This is a genomic window from Planosporangium spinosum (genome assembly GCF_049999945.1).
Taxonomy (GTDB): Bacteria; Actinomycetota; Actinomycetes; order Mycobacteriales; family Micromonosporaceae; genus Planosporangium; species Planosporangium spinosum.
In genome coordinates this window covers 64652-84682 of record NZ_JBLYUB010000002.1, presented here as the reverse complement: position 1 = coordinate 84682, position 20031 = coordinate 64652, and the positions used below count along the sequence as shown (strand labels likewise).

14 protein-coding genes and 1 pseudogene are annotated in these 20031 nt (G+C 73.2%); 8 read left to right on the top strand and 7 right to left on the bottom strand.

The features are described from left to right. Positions 1 to 34: 34 nt before the first annotated feature. Both ACNTMW_RS03185 and ACNTMW_RS03180 read right to left on the bottom strand, forming a co-directional pair. Positions 35 to 1108 (bottom strand): annotated as a pseudogene (locus ACNTMW_RS03185) (RCC1 domain-containing protein); the annotation flags it as partial. A 425-nt stretch (positions 1109 to 1533) separates the two neighbouring features. Next, on the bottom strand, positions 1534 to 2421 hold the full coding sequence (locus tag ACNTMW_RS03180; RefSeq protein WP_426631807.1) for a S1 family peptidase: 888 nt from the start codon (positions 2419 to 2421) through the stop codon (positions 1534 to 1536). Between the two features lie 345 nt (positions 2422 to 2766). On the opposite strand from ACNTMW_RS03180, the gene ACNTMW_RS03175 reads away from it, so the two are divergent. The 7 genes from ACNTMW_RS03175 (at position 2767) to ACNTMW_RS03145 (ending at position 13564) form a co-directional block, all read left to right on the top strand. Beyond that, a complete protein-coding gene (locus ACNTMW_RS03175) occupies positions 2767 to 4359 on the top strand; it encodes a M28 family metallopeptidase (RefSeq protein WP_426631805.1) in 1593 nt (530 codons plus the stop codon). A 245-nt stretch (positions 4360 to 4604) separates the two neighbouring features. Next, positions 4605 to 5426, top strand: coding sequence for a hypothetical protein (locus ACNTMW_RS03170; RefSeq protein ID WP_426631804.1), 822 nt, complete (start codon positions 4605 to 4607; stop codon positions 5424 to 5426). 87 nt (positions 5427 to 5513) lie between these two features. Beyond that, positions 5514 to 7526 carry an ArnT family glycosyltransferase gene (locus ACNTMW_RS03165; RefSeq protein ID WP_426631803.1) on the top strand — a complete coding sequence of 671 codons (2013 nt, stop codon included), beginning with the start codon at positions 5514 to 5516 and terminating at the stop codon, positions 7524 to 7526. A 119-nt stretch (positions 7527 to 7645) separates the two neighbouring features. Next, positions 7646 to 8905, top strand: coding sequence for a bifunctional glycosyltransferase family 2/GtrA family protein (locus tag ACNTMW_RS03160; RefSeq protein ID WP_426631802.1), 1260 nt, complete (start codon positions 7646 to 7648; stop codon positions 8903 to 8905). A gap of 72 nt (positions 8906 to 8977) precedes the next feature. Then, positions 8978 to 11053: an ArnT family glycosyltransferase gene (locus ACNTMW_RS03155; RefSeq protein ID WP_426631801.1), complete on the top strand. Its 2076-nt coding sequence runs from the start codon at positions 8978 to 8980 to the stop codon at positions 11051 to 11053. Between the two features lie 206 nt (positions 11054 to 11259). Beyond that, positions 11260 to 11988, top strand: coding sequence for a response regulator transcription factor (locus tag ACNTMW_RS03150; protein ID WP_426632131.1), 729 nt, complete (start codon positions 11260 to 11262; stop codon positions 11986 to 11988). Further along, entirely contained in the window at positions 11966 to 13564 is a 1599-nt protein-coding gene (locus tag ACNTMW_RS03145) for a sensor histidine kinase (protein ID WP_426631800.1), read from the top strand. Before ACNTMW_RS03150 ends, ACNTMW_RS03145 begins: the two co-directional genes overlap by 23 nt. Here the strand turns inward: ACNTMW_RS03145 and ACNTMW_RS03140 are convergent. Continuing rightward, positions 13561 to 14529: a TetR/AcrR family transcriptional regulator C-terminal domain-containing protein gene (locus tag ACNTMW_RS03140; RefSeq protein ID WP_426631799.1), complete on the bottom strand. Its 969-nt coding sequence runs from the start codon at positions 14527 to 14529 to the stop codon at positions 13561 to 13563. The genes ACNTMW_RS03145 and ACNTMW_RS03140 overlap by 4 nt on opposite strands. Positions 14530 to 14697: 168 nt before the next feature. Between ACNTMW_RS03140 and ACNTMW_RS03135 the strand changes: the two genes are divergently transcribed. Next, positions 14698 to 15912: an FAD-dependent monooxygenase gene (locus ACNTMW_RS03135; protein ID WP_426631798.1), complete on the top strand. Its 1215-nt coding sequence runs from the start codon at positions 14698 to 14700 to the stop codon at positions 15910 to 15912. Here the strand turns inward: ACNTMW_RS03135 and ACNTMW_RS03130 are convergent. The 4 genes from ACNTMW_RS03130 to ACNTMW_RS03115 are packed head-to-tail and all read right to left on the bottom strand — an operon-like array spanning position 15894 to position 20012. Then, entirely contained in the window at positions 15894 to 17186 is a 1293-nt protein-coding gene (locus ACNTMW_RS03130) for a D-arabinono-1,4-lactone oxidase (protein ID WP_426631797.1), read from the bottom strand. The two genes, ACNTMW_RS03135 and ACNTMW_RS03130, sit on opposite strands and share 19 nt — an antisense overlap. Then, on the bottom strand, positions 17183 to 17842 hold the full coding sequence (locus ACNTMW_RS03125) for a LutC/YkgG family protein (protein WP_426631796.1): 660 nt from the start codon (positions 17840 to 17842) through the stop codon (positions 17183 to 17185). The genes ACNTMW_RS03130 and ACNTMW_RS03125 overlap by 4 nt, the downstream gene beginning before the upstream one ends. Continuing rightward, positions 17839 to 19314 (bottom strand): lactate utilization protein B, encoded by a 1476-nt coding sequence (locus tag ACNTMW_RS03120; protein WP_426631795.1) that lies wholly within the window; start codon positions 19312 to 19314, stop codon positions 17839 to 17841. The genes ACNTMW_RS03125 and ACNTMW_RS03120 overlap by 4 nt, the downstream gene beginning before the upstream one ends. Then, positions 19311 to 20012: a (Fe-S)-binding protein gene (locus ACNTMW_RS03115; RefSeq protein ID WP_426631794.1), complete on the bottom strand. Its 702-nt coding sequence runs from the start codon at positions 20010 to 20012 to the stop codon at positions 19311 to 19313. The genes ACNTMW_RS03120 and ACNTMW_RS03115 overlap by 4 nt, the downstream gene beginning before the upstream one ends. Positions 20013 to 20031 lie beyond the last annotated feature (19 nt).

Sequence of the window (20031 nt, the reverse complement as noted above, 5' to 3'; positions counted from 1 at the left end):
TGCCGTCGTCACCCCAGCTCAGGGCCTGCCCGCCCGCGGTCACCGCCAGGCTCCGCGAGCCGGCACCGGCGATCGCGGCGAGCGTGGCGCCGGCCGGCAGCGCGACCGGTACCGGTACGCTGCTCAATCCGCCGGCGCTGCCGTTGCCGAGCTGACCGGCGCTGTTGAGGCCCCAGGCGAGGGCCTGCCCACCCGCGGTCACCGCCAGGGTGTGCGCGTCGCCGGCGGCGACGGCGGTGACCGTGGTGCCGGCCGGCAGCAACACCGACTCCGGCGCGTTCCTGATCCCGCCGGCGCTGCCGTTGCCGAGCTGGCCGGCGCCGTTGTCGCCCCAGGCGAGGACCTGCCCGGCGGACGTCACCGCCAGGCTGTGCGTACCGCCGGCGGCGACGGCGGTGACAGTGGTGCCGGCCGGGAACAGCGCCGACACCGACAGTGGCACGCTGCTGTTGCCGCCGGTGGTGCCCTTGCCCAACTGGCCGACGCCGTTGCTTCCCCAGGACAGGACCTGTCCGCCTGCGGTCATCGCCAGACTGTGGCCGTCGCCGGCGGCGACGGCGGTGACGACGGCTTCGGGAGCCAGCGCCACCGGTACGGGTACGGTGCTGTTTTCGCCGGTGGTGCCGTTGCCGAGCTGGCCGGCGCCGTTGAGGCCCCAGGCGAGGACCTGTCCGTCTGTGGTGACGGCGAGGCTGTGGCCGTTGCCGGCGGCGACGGCGGTGATGGTGGTTCCGGTCGGCAGCGCCACCGGTACGGGTACGGTGCTGTTTTCGCCGGTGGTGCCGTTGCCGAGCTGGCCGACGCTGTTGAGGCCCCAGGCGAGGATCTGTCCGCCTGTGGTGACGGCGAGGCTGTGGCCGTTGCCGGCGGCGACGGCGGTGACGGTGGTTCCGGTCGGCAGGCTGACCGGTACCGGTTCGGTGCTGCTGCCGCCGGTGGTGCCGTTGCCGAGCTGGCCGACGCTGTTGTCGCCCCAGGCGAGGACCTGTCCGCCTGAGGTCACCATCAGGCTGTGGAGGCCGCCCCCCGCGACGGTGGTGACCGTGGTACCGGCCGGTGCCGACACCGGCACCGGCGTCGTACTCTGTGCGGCCGTGCCGTTGCGCACCCGGGCGGATGTGGTTACCGCGGCCGGTGCCGGGTCACCGGACCACGCTGCCGAGGCCGGAGATGCCGCTCCGGCGGCCAGGGTCGCGGCGAGCGCCGCCGACATGGCCGCGAACGCCGTGGTGACCAGCCGTGGGAACCGGTGCTGAGGCCCGTGGCCGGGCCGGCGGAGAACAGCTGAATCGGGTCGGTGGTTGGTATTCACTTATCCCCCTTTGGGAAAATCACCCACAATGAACCCCTTTCTGGTGAACTGCCTACAAGGGAACATACGGCACTTTTGATCGCAAGCCTTGCCGGCGCCGTGGGCGGCACGCCCCACCGGGAGTCGTTCTCCGAACGCGTCGGTGTCGGAAGAGGTGGTGGGCGTCGAAAGGGGCCGCGACGGTTACCGCCGCGGCCCCTTTCGAAAGACGGTTCATCCGGTTACGCGGCCGGCTTGGGGAGCAGGCAGCCCGACACGTTCAGGTCGACGGTGTTGGCGGCGGTCAGGCAGGTGGTGAACCAGTACGTCTGCTGGCCGTAGCTCTGCCCCTTGGTGGCCGTGGTGTTGCCGTTCTGGTCGACCTCGCAGGGGTTGTTCAGCGTGCACATCTCGCCGTTGTCGTTGACGGTGTTGTTGATGCCGATGACCTCACCGGTGGCCGTGCTGACGATCGGGGAGCCGGACGTGCCGTGGATCGTCGTGCAGCCGGTGTTGTACCGGATGGAGTCCTGGAACGTCCAGCTCGCCTCCCGCAGGGTCGGCACGAACCCGTTGATCGAGCACTGCCAGACCTGCTTCCAGTACCCGGACGGGATGAACATGCTGGTGCCGCTGGTCGGGTGGCTGGCGGAGATGGTCTTGGCCGAGAGTCCGGTGGCCGACTGGATCGACCGGTAGGTCTGGGTGAGCCGGTACAGCGAGACGTCGGTGCGGGTCATCGTGGCGTACAGCAGGCGGTCGGCGGTGACGGTCGCGACGGCGCGGCCGGAGGCGTTCAGCAGCGAGCCGGTGCGGCTGCTGGCCCGGTTGACCAGGACGGTACCGGCGGCCGGCATGCCGCCCTCGTAGCAGTGGCCGTTGGTCAGCATCATCGCCCGGTCGGTGTCGACGGACCGGGGGAAGCGCACCAGCGTGGCGGAGCAGTTGTTGAGCTTGATGGTCGCGGTGAGGTCGGCCGCGACGGCCAGGGCGGGGCGGGCCGGTGCGCCCGTGTCGGCCGACGCCGGCGTGACGCTGGCCGACGCCGGAGCGGCGGTGGCCAGGACGACCGCCGTGGCCAGTCCGGACAGGACCAGGGTTCCTCGAAGGAGGGTGCGGGGGACGGGCATGAGTGGGCTCCAGATGGGTCGCGGGGTGGCCGGAGCCCGAATTATTAGTGGGCGGCTATGTCCGTTCCAAGGACTAATAGACAAATGGCAATATGGCAAGGGTCGCCGGTAGGGTGCGGCGGCGGTCGGGGTGTCGCGGCCCGGTGGGAGTGGCCAGCGGTTCGAGCGTCCATGATGGAGTCATCCTGGCGCGGCCGTCGGGATCCGCCTCGATTGAACTGATTCTCATCCCTCGATCTGTGCGCGAGGGTTGTGGGCGGCCGGTGCGGACGGAAACATGCGCCTCGTGAGCGGCGGCTCACCCGCCGCCGCCCCGAGGAAGAGGAGATACCTGTGCTCCGATTCATGCTCAGCGCTCGGCAGGCGGGCGCACTGGTGGCGGGCGGCGCCCTGGTGCTCGCCGCCGCCGCGCCCGCACACGCCGCGTCGCCCGGGCCGGACAGACGGTCCGCGGCGGCCGGCGCGGCCACGGACCCGGCCAAGCTCGCCGGCAAGCTGGCCGGCGCGGTCAAGGTGGACGACATCAACCGCCATCTCGTCGCGCTGCAACGGATCGCCACGATGAACGGCGGCACCCGCGCGGCCAGCACCCCGGGGCACCTGGCCTCGGCGCAGTACATTGCGGACCGGTTGACCGCCGCCGGCTACGCCGTAAAGATCCAGGAGTTCCAGTTCCCGTTCGAGCAGACGCTCGCGGAGCAGGGCCGCGAGGTGAGCCCCACCGCGCGGACCCTGAACCCCCACGTCATGCGCTACTCGCCGAACACCCCGGTCGGCGGCGTCACCGCCGCGCTGACCGCGCTGCCCGGCCTCGCCGCCGACGCCACCCCCGGATGTGAGGCCGGTGACTTCACCGGTACGTACACCGGCACCATCGTGCTCATCCAGCGCGGCGCCTGCACATTCCAGCAGAAGCATGACAACGCCGCGGCCGCGGGCGCGATCGGGGTTCTGGTCTACAACAACGCCGAGAGCCCGACCGAGGCGCTGAGCGGGCGGCTCACCGACGACACCAGCGGTCGCATCCCGATCGGTGGCCTGACCCGGGCCGAGGGTGAGACACTCGCCGCCGACGTGGCCGCCGGCCCGGTGACGGTCAGCCTGGAACTGCGGGTGCAGCGTGAGACCCGGACCACCCGCAACGTCATCGCCGAGACGCGGACCGGCCGCGCCGACAACGTCGTCATGTCCGGTGCGCACCTCGACAGCGTCCTGGAAGGACCGGGCATCAACGACAACGGCTCCGGCTCGGCCGCCCAGCTCGAGATCGCGCTGCGGTTGGCGAACGAGAAGGTACGCAACAAGGTCCGCTTCGCCTGGTGGTCGGCGGAGGAGTTCGGGCTGCTCGGCTCGGCGCACTACGTGTCGCAGCTGACCTTCGAACAGCAGCTCGACATCGCGCTGTACCTCAACTTCGACATGGTGGCCTCGCCGAACTACGGCCGGTTCATCTATGACGGCGACGACTCCGACGCAGAGGGCGCCGGGCCGGGGCCGTACGGCTCCGCGCAGATCGAGGACGTCTTCGAGGGGTACTTCGACGGCAAGGGCCTGGCGCACGAGGGGACCGACTTCACCGGTCGCTCGGACTACGGCGCGTTCATCGCGGCCGCCATCCCGGCTGGTGGTCTGTTCACCGGCGCGGAAGGGCGCAAGACCGCCGAGCAGGCGGCCCGCTACGGCGGTACGGCCGGCGAGCCGTACGACGCGTGCTACCACCAGGCATGTGACACCCTGGGCAACGTCAACCGGACCGTACTGGCCCAGAACGCGGGCGCCATGGCCTGGGCGATCGGGACGTTCGCCACGGACACGTCCACGGTCAACGGCAACGGCAGCGCCGTGGCCAGGCAGAGCCGCCGGCAGGCCGCGACGTCCGCGACGCTCACCGCGGCGCGGGTACCCGCCGGGGCGCACGAGCACGACGACGCCGCCTGAGCGGGGAGGGGGTCGGCGCTCCGGGCCGGCCCCTCCCCGCTCTCCTGTGCTCGCCCCGGCTGCCCCCTGATCACGAAGGGTTCGCGGCTCCAGCCCCGCAGAGTCTTCATGATCATGGGAGCTGGCGTACCCGCGTATCCATATCTGCTCCTCAGCCGAGGCACAGCCGGCGCACAGCGACGCCGGCGAACGTGGTGATGAGCCTGCGGGGACGGACCCGCGCCGGGGCTGAAGGAGCCACATCCATGACCAGTAATGAAACGGACGCGACGACCTCCCGGGACCTGCCCGTGGTGCCGCCGGCCGGGAGCGTCCCCGTGCCGCCACCCGGCGGATACCAGCCGCCGGTCTCGGTCCAGCCGCCGGTCCCGGTGCAGCCACCGGTCCCGGGGCAGCCACCGGTGTCGGTGCAGCCGCCGGCCGAGGGGCCGTCGCTGACACCGCCGGAGCAGCCGGCGCCGGCGGGCAAGCAGCCCTGGTCGCGGCGGCGGACGCTCGCCGTGGGCGCCGGTGCGGTCGTCCTCGCCGCAGCCGTCACCGCCGGTGTCGCCGTGGCGGCGGGTGACTCCTCGGATACCGGCACCGTCGCCGGCCAGCGGCAGGACGGTCAGGTCGGTGGACCGGGCCAGGACGGCCAGTTCGGCGGCCCGGGCGGACCGGGGCCCGACGGCGACGGGGGCCAGTTCGGCGGCCCCCGAGGCGACCGCGCCGGTGTCGGCGCGGGCCTGCTCGGCGCCCTGCACGGGCAGTTCGTCGTCGCCGACGGCAGCGGCGGCTACACCACCGCCGAGATCCAGACCGGCCAGGTCACCGCGGCCAGCGCCACCTCGATCACGGTGGCCAGCCCGGACGGCTACACGCGCAGCTACACGGTCGGTTCGTCGACCGTCGTCAACGGCGGCGACTCGGTCAGTCAGGTGGCGACCGGGCACTCCGTCAGCGTGCAGGCCACCGTGTCGGGCCAGACCGCCACCGCCACGCAGATCGTCGACCGCAGCATCCAGCAGCAGTCGGGTACCCAGCAGCAGCCCGGAATCCAGTCGGGTACCGGTACGACCACCAGTTGACCCGAGGCCCGGGGGTGCCGCGCGGTTCACAGCCGGCCCACAGCGCCGCCACAACCGCGGCATACCCGCGACGACCAGGGTGGCGACATGACGACAGCGATCCGTCCCACCCCACCGGACCCCCTCCGGGAACCGCCTGCCGACACCGGTACGCCCGCGCCGCCGTCGGTACCGTACCGGCGCGACCTGCCGGCCCGGGTGCGGCGACTGGTCCGAGGGCCGGCGGCCGACCCGGTCTGGGTCCGGCCGGCGGCCGCGGCGCTGCTGGTCGCCACCGGTGTGCTGTACCTGGTCGGGCTGGGCGCCTCCGGCTGGGCGAACGCCTTCTACGCGGCGGCGGCGCAGGCCGGTGCGTCGGGTGGAAAGGCAATGTTCTTCGGCTCGTTCGACCCGGCCAACTTCATCACCGTCGACAAGACCCCGGCCGCGCTGTGGGTGACCGGCCTGTCGGTACGGCTGTTCGGGCTCAGCTCGTGGAGCATCCTGGTACCGCAGGCGCTCGAAGGGGTCGCCGCCGTCGCGCTGCTGTACGCGACGGTACGCCGCTGGTCCGGCGCCGCCGCGGGCGTGCTGGCCGGCGCGGTCCTGGCGACCACCCCGGTCGCGGTCCTGATGTTCCGGTTCAACAACCCGGACGCGTTGCTGGTGCTGCTGCTGGTGGCCGGGGCGTACGGGGTGGTGCGGGCGATCGAGCGGGCGGGTACCGGTTGGTTGTTGTTCGCCGGGGTGTGCGTGGGGTTCGGGTTCCTGACGAAGATGTTGCAGGCGTTCCTGGTGGTGCCGGCGTTCGCGCTGGTGTACCTGGTGGCCGCGCCGGCGGGGTTGGGGCGGCGGCTGTGGCAGCTGGTGGCGGCCGGCGGCGCGGTGGTCGTGTCGGCCGGCTGGTGGGTCGCGATCGTCGAACTGTGGCCGGCGGAGTCCCGGCCGTACATCGGCGGTTCCCAGCACAACAGCATCCTGGAGCTCACCCTCGGCTACAACGGATTCGGCCGGCTCACCGGCGACGAGACCGGCAGCGTGGGCGGCGGCCGGGGTTGGGGCACCACCGGCTGGACCCGGCTGCTGTCGGGCGAGATCGGCGGTCAGGCCGGCTGGTTGCTGCCCGCGGCAGCGGTCCTGCTGGCCGCCGGGCTGTGGCTGACCCGTCGGGCGCCGCGTACCGACCGCCTGCGGGCGGCGCTGCTGCTGTGGGGCGGCTGGCTGGTCGTCACGGCCGGCGTCTTCAGCGTCATGCGGGGCATCTTCCACGCGTACTACACGGTCGCGCTCGCTCCCGCCATCGCCGCGCTCATCGGTACCGGTACCGCGGCGTTGTGGCGGCGACGCGACCGGCTGGCCGCCACGGGTACGCTCGCCGCCTGCTGCGCGGGGACCGCCGCCTGGTCGTACGTCCTGCTGGACCGCAGCCCGACCTGGTACCCGTGGCTGCGGGTCGCCGTCCTGGTCACCGGGCTGGCCGCCGCCGGCATGCTGCTGGTCGCGAACCGGCTGCCGCGGGTCGCGGCGGCGGGCGTGGCGGGAGCCGCGCTGGTCGCCGGGCTGGCCGGGCCGGTCGGGTACGCCGTGCAGACCGCGAGCGTGGCGCATACCGGAGCGATCCCGGCGGCCGGGCCGGCGACGCTCGGCGGCGGGCCGGGCGGCTTCGGCGGTCCCGGCGGTCCCGGCGGCTTCGCCGTACCGGGAGCCGGCGGGCGGGGTCAGGGCGGCCGGTTCGGCGCCGGTGGCATCGGCGGGCTGCTTCGCGGGTCCACCCCGACGCCCGCCCTGGTCGCGCTGCTGCGGACCGACAGCGCATCGTACCCCTGGGCGGCGGCCGTCGTCGGCGCCAACAACGCCGCCGGCTACCAGCTCGCCACCGGCAGCCCGGTGATGGCCATCGGCGGATTCAACGGCAGCGACCCGGCCCCGACGCTGGCCCAGTTCCAGCGCTACGTCGACCAGAAGAAGGTGCACTACTTCGTGGGCGGCGCCCCGATGCCCAGTGACAGCGGCAGCGACGCCGCGCAGCAGGTCGCCGACTGGGTCGCCGGGCACTTCACCGCCGTCACCGTCGGCGGTACCACCGTGTACGACCTGACGAAACCGTCCGGCGGGAACTGAGCCTCCTGCCCGCCGCGCGTGGCCGGCTCCCCGGATGTCCGGGGAGCCGGCCACGTTCACAGGTGGCGCACAGCACGACCATAAAGCGCGTACAGGTCGCCAGTGGATCGTCTCCGTCCATGGCCACTTCGACGCTCCTGCCGGGCTCCGACGACCAGCCCGTCGACTCGTCCCGTCCGATCCGCCGTGCTCGCCCGGTGCTCGACGTGGTGATCCCCGTCTACAACGAACAAACCGACCTGGAGCCGTGCGTACGCCGGCTGCACGCCTACCTCGCCGCGCACTTCCCGTACCCGTTCCACCTCACGATCGCCGACAACGCCAGCACCGACGGCACGCTCGAGATCGCCCGCCGGCTCGACGCCGAGATCCCCGAGGTCTCCTGCGTGCACCTGGCCCAGAAGGGCCGCGGCCGGGCGCTGCGGGCGGTGTGGTCGGCGTCGTCCGCGCCGGTACTGGCCTACATGGACGTCGACCTGTCGACCGACCTGGCCGCGCTGCTGCCGCTCGTCGCGCCGCTGATCTCCGGACACTCGGACCTCGCCATCGGCACCCGGCTGTCGCGCGGCGCCCGGGTCGTGCGCGGAGCCAAGCGGCAGATCATCTCCCGCGGCTACAACCTGCTGCTGCGCGGTACGCTCGCCGCTCGGTTCTCCGACGCGCAGTGCGGGTTCAAGGCGATCCGCGCCGAGGTGGCCGAACAGCTGCTCCCGCTGGTCGAGGACACCGGCTGGTTCTTCGACACCGAGCTGCTCATCCTTGCCGAACGCGGTGGGCTGCGCATCCACGAGGTACCCGTGGACTGGACCGACGACCCGGACAGCCGCGTCGACATCGTGTCGACGGCCGTCGCCGACCTCAAGGGCATCGCCCGGCTGGGCCGGGCCCTGCTGACCGGCAGCCTGCCGATCGGGCAGCTGCGCCGGCAGTTCGGGCGCCATCCGCTGGAGGCGACCACCCCGGGCGTACCGGTGGGTCTGCCCGCCCAGCTCGTCCGCTTCGCCGGTATCGGCGTCGCCAGCACCCTCGCGTACGTGCTGCTGTACGCCGTGCTGCGCACCGCCGTCGGCGCGCAGCCGGCCAACCTGGTCGCCCTGCTGGTGACGGCGGTGGCCAACACCGCCGCCAACCGTCGCCTGACCTTCGGCGTCACCGGCCGCGACGGTGCCGGCCGCCATCAGGCGCAGGGCCTCGTCGTCTTCGCGTTCGGGTTGGCCCTGACCAGTGGCAGCCTGGCCGTCCTGCACGCCGTCGCCGATCCCGGCCGGCTGCTCGAGCTGGCGGTGCTGGTCCTGGCCAACCTCGCCGCCACCGTCCTGCGCTTCCTGCTGCTGCGCGCCTGGGTGTTCCGCCCGCGTCGCGGCACGGGCATCCGCTGACCTCGCGGCACCGCGGCGATCCGCCGTACCGCGGACGCCGCCGACCCCGTCACCACGTTGAAGGAGATCGCTGTGACCACCGTGACCGTGCCTACCTCGGCCGAGCCCGACGCCGGCCCGCCCCGAACAGCCGGGCGCCGGGCGTTCCCGTCCGCGGTGCGACGGCTGCTGCGCGGCCCGGTCGACGAGGCCGCCTGGATCCGTCCGGTACTGCTGCTCGGGCTCGCCGCCACGGCCGTGCTGTACCTGTGGAACCTGGGGGCCTCGGGTTACGCCAACAGCTTCTACGCCGCCGCCGCGCAGGCCGGCTCGCTGAGCGGGAAGGCGATGTTCTTCGGCTCGTTCGACCCGGGCAACCTCATCACCGTCGACAAGCCGCCCGCCGCGCTGTGGGTGATGGCGCTCTCCGGGCGGATCTTCGGCTTCTCCGGCTGGAGCATGCTCGCCCCGCAGGCGCTCGAAGGGGTCGCCGCCGTCGCGCTGCTGTACGCGACGGTGCGCCGCTGGTCGGGCCCGGTGGCGGGGCTGCTCGCCGCCGCCGGCCTCGCCCTGACCCCGGTGGCCGCGCTGATGTTCCGGTTCAACAACCCGGACGCGTTGCTGGTGCTGCTGCTGGTGGCCGGGGCGTACGGGGTGGTGCGGGCGATCGAGCGGGCGGGTACCGGTTGGTTGTTGTTCGCCGGGGTGTGCGTGGGGTTCGGGTTCCTGACGAAGATGTTGCAGGCGTTCCTGGTGGTGCCGGCGTTCGCGCTGGTGTACCTGGTGGCCGCGCCGGCGGGGTTGGGGCGGCGGCTGTGGCAGCTGGTGGCGGCCGGCGGCGCGGTGGTCGTGTCGGCCGGCTGGTGGGTCGCGATCGTCGAACTGTGGCCGGCGGAGTCCCGGCCGTACATCGGCGGTTCGACCACTAACAGCGTGCTGGAGCTGGCGTTCGGCTACAACGGTCTGGGCCGGATCTTCGGCGGTGCGGGCGGGCCGGGCGGTGGACCGACCGGCGGCCGGCTGCCCGGCGGTGGCGAACTGCCGGGCGGCGGGCTGCTGCCCGGGGGCGAACTGCCGGGCGGCGGGCAGTTTCCGGGCGGGGGCGGCATGGGTGGTGGCATGGGCGGCGGGTTCGGCGGCGCCACCGGCATCACCCGGATGTTCGACTCGGCGTTCGGTACCGGGATCTCGTGGCTGCTGCCCGCCGCGCTGATCGCCCTCGCCGCCGGGCTGTGGCTGACCCGCCGGGCGCCGCGCACCGACCGTACCCGCGCGGCCCTGCTGCTGTGGGGCGGCTGGCTGCTGGTGACCGGCCTGGTCTTCAGCTACATGCAGGGCATCGTCCACCCGTACTACGCCGTCGCTCTCGCCCCGTCGATCGCCGCCCTGGTCGCCGTCGGCGGCCGGGAACTGTGGCGGCAGCGCGGGAGCACGGCGTGCCGGGTCGTCCTCGCGGCCATGGTCACGGTGACCGGGCTGTGGAGCTACGTGCTGCTGGGCCGCACGCCGACCTGGTACCCGGCGCTGCGCTACGCCATAGTGTTCGTCGCCGTCCTGGCGGCGGTCGGCCTGGTGGTGGGCGTGCGGATGGCGCGGCGGATCGCCGCGGTGGCCGTTGCCGCGGCCGTCGTCGCCGGCGGCGCCGGATCGGCGGTGTACGCGGCCGTCACCGCGGCCACCCCGCACGGCGGGTCGATCCCCACCGTGGGTCCCTCCGGCACCGGGTTCGATGGTGCCTCCGGCACCGGGTTCGGCGGTCCCGGCGGCTCCGGCGGTCCCGGCGGCTCCGGTCGCTCCGGTGGCACGGGCGGCCCCGGCGGCGAGCGGGTCGACGCGGCGCTCACCGCCTTGCTGCGGGCCACCACCGGCCGCTGGGCGGCCGCGACCACGGGCTCGCAGAGCGCCGCGCCGTTGCAACTGGCCAGCGGAAAGGCCGTGATGTCCATCGGCGGGTTCAACGGTGGTGACCCGGCGCCTACCCTCGCCGAGTTCCAGCGGTACGTCGCCGCCGGGCAGGTCCGCTACTTCGTCGCGGGTGGCATGGGCGGCGGGCGGGGCGGCCGCGCCGGTAGCAGCGAGATCACCACCTGGGTCCGGTCCCACTTCGCGGCCACCACCGTCGGCGGTCAGACCGTGTACGACCTGTCGGCACCGGTCGCGTCCGAGTGAGTGGACGACCGCGCCGCGCCGCACCGCCGTACACGGGCGGCGCGGCGCGGCGGGGGCGTTATCCCTGGTCAGCGGTGCTGCGAACGTGATCCGGATCGCACAGGAGTCTCACAGGAACCACCAACGTGCCGCACAGGGTGTGGTCGGATGATGATGGCATGGCAATCATCGACAGCACTCCCGGTGGCGATCCGCGGACCGCGCCGATGGGCGGTACGGCCCGGCCGGAGCTGCGCCGGGCCGACGGCCAGCCGGTCCGCGTCCTGGTCGTCGACGACGAGGCCACCCTGGCCGAGCTGCTGTCGATGGCGCTGCGCCTGGAGGGCTGGGAGATCCGCACCGCCGGGGACGGGTTCACCGCCGTGCAGACGGCCGCCGCGTTCCAGCCCGACGTGGTGGTGCTCGACATCATGCTGCCCGACATGAACGGGCTGGAGGTGCTGCGGCGGCTGCGGGTCCAGAACCCCGAGATCCCGGTGCTGTTCCTGACCGCCAAGGACGCGGTGGAGGACCGGATCGTCGGGTTGACCGCCGGAGGTGACGACTACGTCACCAAGCCGTTCAGCCTGGAGGAGGTGGTGGCCCGGCTGCGCGGCCTGCTGCGGCGCACCGCCCTGGCGGCCCGGACCAACGACACGGTACTGACGGTCGGCGACCTCACCCTCGACGAGGACAGCCACGAGGTGCACCGGGCGGGCGAGCTGATCACCTTGACCGCCACCGAGTACGAGTTGCTGCGGTTCCTCATGCGCAACCCGAAGCGGGTGCTCAGCAAGGCCCAGATTCTCGACCGGGTCTGGAACTACGACTTCGGCGGCCAGGCCAACGTGGTCGAGCTGTACATCTCGTACCTGCGCAAGAAGATCGACGCCGGTCGGGCACCGATGATTCACACGATGCGGGGAGCCGGCTATGTCCTCAAGCCCGCCGGGTGACCTTCCGAACCCGCCGGGTGACCGCCCACGCCCACCGGCCGATCCGGCGCCGACCCGGTGGCGGTGGTGGCGGCCGGCGACCTGGACGCTGCGCGCCCAGCTCATCGCCGCGCTGGTCGGGCTGGTCGCCGTGGTCAGCGTGATGATCGGGGTGGGGACGACCCAGGCGGTGTACCGTTTCCAGGTCGCCCAGATCGACCAGCAGCTCAACGATGCGGCGAACCGGATGTCGTCGGCGTTCCGTGACCACCGGGGGCGGCTCCCGGCCGACCAGCCGCGGCCCGGTCAGCCGCCGGACGACCAGCTGCCGCCAGACCATCTGACCGACGAACCGGGCCAGGGCGCCGGCACCCTCCTCGCGCACATCGTCGACGGCGAGGTCGGGGACGCCGGCCGGAGAGAGATCGACACGAACATCCGCCGGGACCTGCCGGTCGCCGAGTATCCGGTCCTCACCAGCCTGCCGGTCGACGGCCGGCCGTACACCCGCAACCTGGGGGACTTCGGCGATTACCGGCTCGTCGCCGTCCACGCCGCCGACAACGACGTACTCATCACCGGGCGGCCGCTGGCCGACGTGTACATGTTCCGGTACTGGCTCGTCGCGATGGAGACCGCGATCGCGATCGGCGCGGCGCTGATCGCGGCGGGGCTCGGCACGATGATCGTGCGGCGTACCCTGCGTCCGCTGAACCGGGTCGCCGCCACCGCCGCCCGGGTGGCCGAGCTGCCCCTGGACCGGGGCGAGGTCGCGCTATCGGTCCGGGTGCCCGACATCGATCCGCGTACCGAGGTCGGCCGGGTCGGCGCGGCGCTCAACCGGATGCTCGGCCACGTCGCGGCGGCGCTCGCCGCCCGGCAAGCGAGCGAGACCAGGGTCCGGCACTTCGTCGCCGATGCCAGCCACGAGCTGCGTACCCCGTTGGCCGCCATCCGCGGCTACGCCGAGTTGACCGGGCGGTTCCGCGACTCCGTCCCGCCCGACGTCGCGTACGCGCTTGCCCGGGTGCACTCCGAGACCACGCGGATGACCACCCTCGTCGAGGACCTGTTGCTGCTGGCCCGCCTCGACTCCGGCCGCCCGCTGGAGCGGGAACAGGTCGACCTGACCCGGCTCGTGATCGACGCGGTCAGCGACGCCCACGTGGCCGCCCGCGACCACACCTGGCGGCTCGACCTGCCCGACGAGCCGGTCACGGTGCCCGGCGACCCGGCCCGGCTGCACCAGGTCCTGGCCAACCTGCTGGCCAATGCCCGTACCCACACGCCACCGGGTACGACGGTCGTCACCAGCCTGACCGCAACCGGTGACGAGGTCACCGTCACCGTCGTCGACGACGGCCCCGGAATCCCCGCCGACCTGCTGCCCGAGGTGTTCGACCGGTTCGCCCGGGGCGACAGTTCGCGGTCACGGGCCGCCGGCAGCACGGGGTTGGGGCTGGCGATCGTGGCCGCCGTCGTGGAGGCCCACCACGGCCGCGTCGAGGTGGCGAGCCGGCCCGGGCGGACCGCGTTCACCGTCCGCCTGCCGTGCCGGGACGCGGTGGCCGGCGAGGCACAGCCGGTGTCGCGTTAGCCCCGGTCGCGGAGCGAGGCCAGGCGGACGGCGACCCCGTCGAGCAGCCGCTGCAGCCCGTACTCGAACACCGCGTCGATGTCGTAGTCGAACTGCTGGCGGACCAGGTAGCCCAGGGCCGGGAACCGGCCGGAGGCGAGCAGTTCCCGCAGGCCCGGACCCTGCGTCTCGATCCACTCGTCGGCGGTCATCCCGGTGTCCTGCTCGGCCTGCGCCTCGGACTGGAGGCCGAGCGCCACGCCGCGGACGTGGCCGAAGAGGGTCAGATGGACGTTCATCATGTCGTCCACGCCCAGCCCCTGCCCGCGCAGCGCGGACAGGCTCCACTCGGCGTAGGTCATCAGATGGGGCAGGAGCTGCGGGCGGGTCATCGACAGCACCTCGGCCGCCCAGGGGTGCCGGCGAAAGACCGTCCACATCAGACGCGCGGCGGTCTCCAGCCGCTCCCGCCAGTCGGACGGCGGCCGTGCCTGCAACGGCTCCTCGGCGAAGACCGCGTCGGTCATGAGCAGCAGCAACTCGTCCTTGCCCGGTACGTGCCGGTACAGCGACATGGTCGCCACGCCGAGGTCGGTGGCCACCCGCCGCATGGACAGCGCAGCAAGCCCGTCGGCGTCGGCGACCGCGACCGCGGCACGGACGATCCGGTCGCGGCTGAGGTCGTACCCGCGGGGCGGGGCGGCCGGGCCGCCGGGCGTCGCCGTCCGCCCGGCCACGGGCGGGAGGGGCCGTCCGACCGCGCCGGTGCCGGGCCGGGCGACGACCGTGCCCGCCCCGGAGCGGGTGACGACCAGGCCCTCGTCGCGCAGCACGGCGATGACCTTGGTGGCGGTCGCCATCGCGACGCCCCACTCCCGGGTGATCCGCCGGGTGGACGGCACCCGGTCGCCGGGGCGCAGCTCGCCGCGCGCGATGCGGTCGCGGATCTCGGCGACGATGCGGAGGTAGGGCGCTGGGCCGTCCATGGCTCTCCCGGTGCACTAGTGCGCTGGTGCGGTTGACGCCTGTCCTGGGCTGGGCCGGTGCCAGGCTCAATGCCCGCGCTCCGTACTAGTGCGCTAGGCGTACCACGACCACTCGGGTACACAGTACGCGCAGTGCTCGTACATCGTACGCAGGATCGAGGAGGCATGATGAGCAACGGCACCGTCCTGATCTCCGGCGCGGGGATCGCCGGGCTCGCGCTGGCGCACTGGCTGCGCCGGCACGGATTCACCCCGACCGTGGTGGAGCGGGCGCCCGCGCTGCGCTCCGGAGGCCAGGCCGTCGACATCCGCGGCGCCGCCCGTGACGTCGTGACCCGGATGGGGCTCATGGATTCCATCCGCGCCCACCACACCGGCACGCACGGCATCGCCTACCTGGACGGACACGGCAGGCGCGTCGCCACCCTGGGCGGTGACCTGTTCGGGGACTCCGGCGGCATCGTCGCCGAGATCGAGATCCTGCGCGGCGACCTGGTGCGGATCCTGTACGAGGCGGCCGGCGACGTCGAGTACCTGTTCGGCGACGTCATCACCGGGCTCACCGAGGACGGCGACGGCGTCACGGCGACGTTCCGGGACGCGCCGGCCCGCTCGTTCGACCTGGTGGTCGGCGCCGACGGGCTACGGTCCGGGGTGCGCGCGCTGGCCTTCGGTCCGGAGCCGGCGTACGTGCGCGACCTCGGGTACTACAACGCCTTCTTCGCCGCCCGTACCCGGCTGCGCCTGGACGGCTGGGAACTGCTGTACAACCTGCCCGCCGGCAACGGCGTCGGCGGCCGGGCCGTGCTGCTGTACCCGATCGGCGACGGCGGCGAGGTCCGGGTGCTGCTGGCGTTCAGCGCGCCGGAGCTGTCGCTCGACCGCGCCGACGTCGACGGGCAGAAGGACCTGCTGGCCCGGGCGTACGCCGACGCCGGCTGGGAGCTGCCCGGGCTGCTGGAACAGCTCCGGCACACCGACGACCTGTACGTCGACCGGGCCGGCGAGGTGCGGGTCGACCGCTGGTCCCAGGGTCGGGCGGTGCTGCTGGGCGACGCCGCGTTCGGCGGGTCGCTCGGCATGGGTACGAGCATGGCGCTGGTCGGCGCCTACGTGCTCGCCGGTGAACTGGCCGCGGCCGGCGGCGACCACGCACGGGCGTTCGCCGCGTACGAGTCGGGGCTGCGCGGGTACGTCGGCGCCAACCAGAAGCGCCCGCCGGGCGGGATCAACGGCCTCGCCCCGCGTACCCGGCGCGGCATCTGGGTGCGCAACCAGTTCACCCGCCTGCTGCCGCACCTGCCGGGCAAGGGCGCCCTGATGGGCGGCATCCAGAAGTCGGCGAACGCGGTCACCCTCGCCGACTACGGCTTGCCGGGCTGACCCGGGGTGACGGGCGGGAGGTACCGGTCCAGCAGGTCGTTGCGGAACGTGCCGGCCGGGTCGTGCCGGCCGCGCAGGTCGGCGAAGTCCGGCATCCGCTTGTACCGGCCGCGGACGACCTCCGGGGCGATGGTGAAGATCTTGCCCCAGTGCGGTCGGGCTTCCAGCGGCGCTAGCCGCTCCTCGAGCGCGGCCACCACCGGCAGCACCGCCCCGGCGTCCTTGACCCAGGTGAAGTGCAGCGCCAGGCTGTCGCGCCGGTAGCTCGGGCTCAACCAGAGGTCGTCCGCCGCGACGGTACGGATCTCCGAGATCTGCAGGACGGGCGCGACCCGGTCCCGGATGCCGTCCACGGCGTCGAGGGCGGCCGGCGCCAGGTCACGGGGTACGAAGAACTCCGACTGCAACTCCTCGCCGCTGCTCGGGGTGAAGTCCAGCCGGAAGTGCGGCAGCCGCTCGTGCCACGGTCCGGGCCCGCCGAGCTGCGGCGTGCAGTTGACCGGCGGCAGGCCGGGTACGGGGTGGCGCGGGCCGTCCGCCAGGGTCGCGCCCAGCCACCGCTCCGGCGGCGCCGTGGCGTCCGCGTCGCCGACCCGGCGCTTGAGCCACACCTGGTTGACCCGCAGAGCCGACCAGTCGGTGAACACGCTCACGCTGTACCCGCTGGCGAAGATCTCGGCCCAGTGCCGTCGTAGCCGGTCGTCGGGGAGGTCGTCGTAGACGTACTGCGCGACGTCGAAGGTCGGGACCACGTCGAGGGTCACCGCCGTGACGACGCCGAGCGCGCCGAGAGCGACGACCGAGCCGGACAGCCGGTCGGGGTCGGAGTCGCGGCTCACCGTGACGACGTCCCCGCCGGCGGTGACGAGGTCGAGCGCGGCCACGGCCGTGGCGAGGTTGCCGTTGCGGTCGCCCGAGCCGTGGGTGGCGGTCGCGCAGGCGCCCGCGACCGAGATGTGCGGCAGCGACGCCAGGTTGTGCAGGGCGTAGCCGGCGCCGTGCAGGTACGTGGCCAGCTCGCCGTACCGGACGCCGGCCGCGACCGTGACGGTGCCGCGCGCGGGGTCGAGGTCCATCACCGGTGGGAGCCCGGCCAGCGAGATCAGGTCACCGGTGGTGTCGGCGAGCCGGTTGAAGGCGTGGCCGGTGCCCAGCGCCCGTACCCGCGTACTCCCGGCGACCAGGTCGCGCAGTTCGGCCAGTGAGGACGGCCGGTGGATCCGCCGCGCGCGGAAGGTGACGTTGCCCGCCCAGTTGGTGACCGGTCCGGTCATCCATCGCCTCCGTCCGTGGTTTCATCGACCAGGATCACATGCAGCCGTCGCGGCCCGTGTACCCCCTCGACCCGGTTGAGTTCGATGTCGCTGGTGGCCGACGGGCCGGAGATGAACGTCAGTGGCCGGGTCGGGGCCAGCCGGCGGATCGCGGCCGGTACCCCGCCGACGACCTGGTCGGCGGCGACCACGCAGACGTGGTGGTCGGGCACGAGGGTGAGCGCCCGCCGGCCCTGTCCGGTACCGCCGTCGAGCACGATCGTGCCGGTCAGTGCGACGGCGACCGCGCAGCCGGTCAGGACCGCGTCGGAACCGTCCAGGTCGGCCAGGCTCAACGGCTGCGGGCCGTCGGTCAGGACCGTCTCCCGGTACCCCGCCAGCCAGTCCGCCGGCAGGTCGGCCGGGACGACGAGGCGCCCGACGCCGGCCAGCGCCGCGCCGACCGCCTCGGTGAGGGTGTCCGGCGCGCAGCGGGTCACCTCGGCCCGGTAGTCGACCAGCCGGTCGACGAACGTCGCCAGCAGTTCGGCGCCGTCGAGGTCGTCGGCGACCCGATAGTCGCGCGGCACCGGCGGCACCGGCGGCACCGGCGGCGCCGTCGGCGCCGGTCCGAGCGCGGTACGCAGCCGACTCAGGATCTCCTCACGCGCGTTCACCGACTTCGCTCCCTCCACCAGTCCCGGAACGACTCGTTCACCGGCAGCGGCGCGTCGCGGCTCAACGTCCACGCCGACATCGGCCAGGGCAGCCGGCGGACGGTACGGCGGCGCAGCGCCGTGGCCACCGGTACGCTGCCCCGGCGGGCGGCCCGCAGCGCGCGGGCGTACCGGCGCCGGTCGCCCATCACCCAGCTCATCGCCTGCATCGCGGCCCGCTCGGCGGACGGTGCGTCCCGATGGGCGTCGACGGTGCGCTGTCGCAGGTGGACCAGGACCTCGGGGATGTTGATCCGGACCGGGCAGACGTCGTAGCAGGCGCCGCAGAGGGTGGACGCGTACGGGAGGGTGTTGGCCGACGGGCTGGCGTCGATCCCGGTCATCTGCGGCGACAGGATCGCCCCGATCGGGCCGGGGTAGACCGACTCGTAGGCGTGCCCGCCCACCCGCTCGTACACCGGGCACACGTTCAGGCAGGCCGAGCAGCGGATGCAGTGCAGCGCCTGGCGGCCGACCGGGTCGGCGAGCGTGGCCGAGCGGCCGTTGTCGACGAGGACGATGTGGACGTTCTGCGGGCCGTCGCCGGGCGTGACCCCGGTCCACATCGAGGTGTACGGGTTCATCCGCTCACCGGTCGACGAACGGGGCAGCAGTTGCAGGAAGACCTCCAGGTCACCGAAGCCGGGCAGCAGCTTCTCGACGCCCACCACCGAGATCAGCGTCCGTGGCAGGGTCAGGCACATCCGGCCGTTGCCCTCGGACTCGACCACGACGAGCGTGCCGGTCTCGGCGACGGCGAAGTTGGCGCCGGAGACGGCGACCGTGGACGACAGGAACTTGCGGCGCAGGTGGAGGCGGGCCGCCTCGGCCAGGGCCCGCGGGTCGTCGGTGAGGTCGGGCGGCGCGTCGTTCATGCGGGCGGCGAAGATCTCGCGGATCTGGTGGCGGTTGTAGTGGATCGCCGGGACCAGGATGTGCGACGGCTCGTCGTCGGCGAGCTGCACGATCAGCTCGGCGAGGTCGGTCTCGGTGGCCGTGATGCCGGCGCGCTCCAGCGCGGAGTTCAGCTCGATCTCCTGGGTGGCCATCGACTTGACCTTGACGACCTCGTCGGCACCGGCCTCGCGTACCAGCCGGGCGACGACGGCGCAGGCCTCGGCCGCGTCGCGGGCCCAGTGCACGACCGCGCCGGCGGCGGTGGCGGCCGACTCGAACTGGACCAGCAGTTCGGGCAGGCGCGCCAGCACGTCGGCCTTGATCGCGCTACCGGCCAGCCGCAGCTGCTCCCAGTCGGGCAGCTCGGCGACGACCCGGGCCCGCTTGTCACGGATGGTATGGGTCGCCCGGCGCAGGTTGGCGCGCAGTTGGGCGTTGGTCAGCTCGGGGCGGGCGGCGTCGGGGAACGGCAGCGGACCGGAGAGGTGGCCCCGGCCCGTGGGGATGGCGGTGGCTCTGCTGGTCGGGGTGCTCACGACTCACCTCCGAGAATCTCGGCGTAGTGCATGACGCGTACCGGGGAGCCCATGCGGGACAGGCCCCCGCCGATGTGCGCCAGGCACGAGTTGTCGGCGGCCGCGACCACGTCGGCGGTGGTCTGCTGGATCGCGGCGCACTTGTCCAGGAGCATCGCGGTGGACACCTCGGCGTTTTTCATCGCGAACGTGCCGCCGAAGCCGCAGCACTCCTCGGCGCCGGCCAGCGGGACCAGTTCCAGGTCCCGGACCGCGCGCAGCAGCCGCAGCGGCCGGTCGCCCAGGCGAAGCATGCGCAGGCCGTGGCAGGTCGGGTGGTAGGTGACCAGGTGGGGGAAGGTGGCGCCCACGTCGGTGACGCCGAGCACGTCGATGAGCAGTTCGGACAGCTCGTACGTGCGGGCCGCGACCGACGCGGCGTCGGGTACCAGCCGGGGGTAGGACTCCCGTACCATCGCCGCGCACGAACCGCTCGGTGCCACCACCGCGTCGTAGCCGTCGAAGGTCCGGATGAACCGGCGTACCAGCGGCAGCGCCTCGTCGCGGTACCCGGAGTTGGCGTGCATCTGCCCGCAGCAGGTCTGTGCCTCGGGGAAGTCGACCCGGTGACCGAGCCGTTCCAGGATCCGGACGACCGCCTTCCCGGTGTCCGGGTACAGCAGGTCGTTGACGCAGGTGACGAAGAGCGCGATCCGCACGGCTACCTCCTTGCGGTGG

What these genes read in the sequence shown, in the direction of transcription:
- ACNTMW_RS03135 (WP_426631798.1), top strand. Translation starts at nt 14,698, where the DNA reads ATGAGCAACGGCACCGTCCTGATCTCCGGCGCGGGGATCGCCGGGCTC.
- ACNTMW_RS03170 (WP_426631804.1), top strand. Translation starts at nt 4,605, where the DNA reads ATGACCAGTAATGAAACGGACGCGACGACCTCCCGGGACCTGCCCGTG.
- ACNTMW_RS03160 (WP_426631802.1), top strand. Translation starts at nt 7,646, where the DNA reads ATGGCCACTTCGACGCTCCTGCCGGGCTCCGACGACCAGCCCGTCGAC.
- ACNTMW_RS03165 (WP_426631803.1), top strand. Translation starts at nt 5,514, where the DNA reads ATGACGACAGCGATCCGTCCCACCCCACCGGACCCCCTCCGGGAACCG.
- ACNTMW_RS03150 (WP_426632131.1), top strand. Translation starts at nt 11,260, where the DNA reads ATGGGCGGTACGGCCCGGCCGGAGCTGCGCCGGGCCGACGGCCAGCCG.
- ACNTMW_RS03145 (WP_426631800.1), top strand. Translation starts at nt 11,966, where the DNA reads ATGTCCTCAAGCCCGCCGGGTGACCTTCCGAACCCGCCGGGTGACCGC.
- ACNTMW_RS03180 (WP_426631807.1), bottom strand. Translation starts at nt 2,421, where the DNA reads ATGCCCGTCCCCCGCACCCTCCTTCGAGGAACCCTGGTCCTGTCCGGA.
- ACNTMW_RS03130 (WP_426631797.1), bottom strand. Translation starts at nt 17,186, where the DNA reads ATGACCGGACCGGTCACCAACTGGGCGGGCAACGTCACCTTCCGCGCG.
- ACNTMW_RS03140 (WP_426631799.1), bottom strand. Translation starts at nt 14,529, where the DNA reads ATGGACGGCCCAGCGCCCTACCTCCGCATCGTCGCCGAGATCCGCGAC.
- ACNTMW_RS03175 (WP_426631805.1), top strand. Translation starts at nt 2,767, where the DNA reads ATGCTCAGCGCTCGGCAGGCGGGCGCACTGGTGGCGGGCGGCGCCCTG.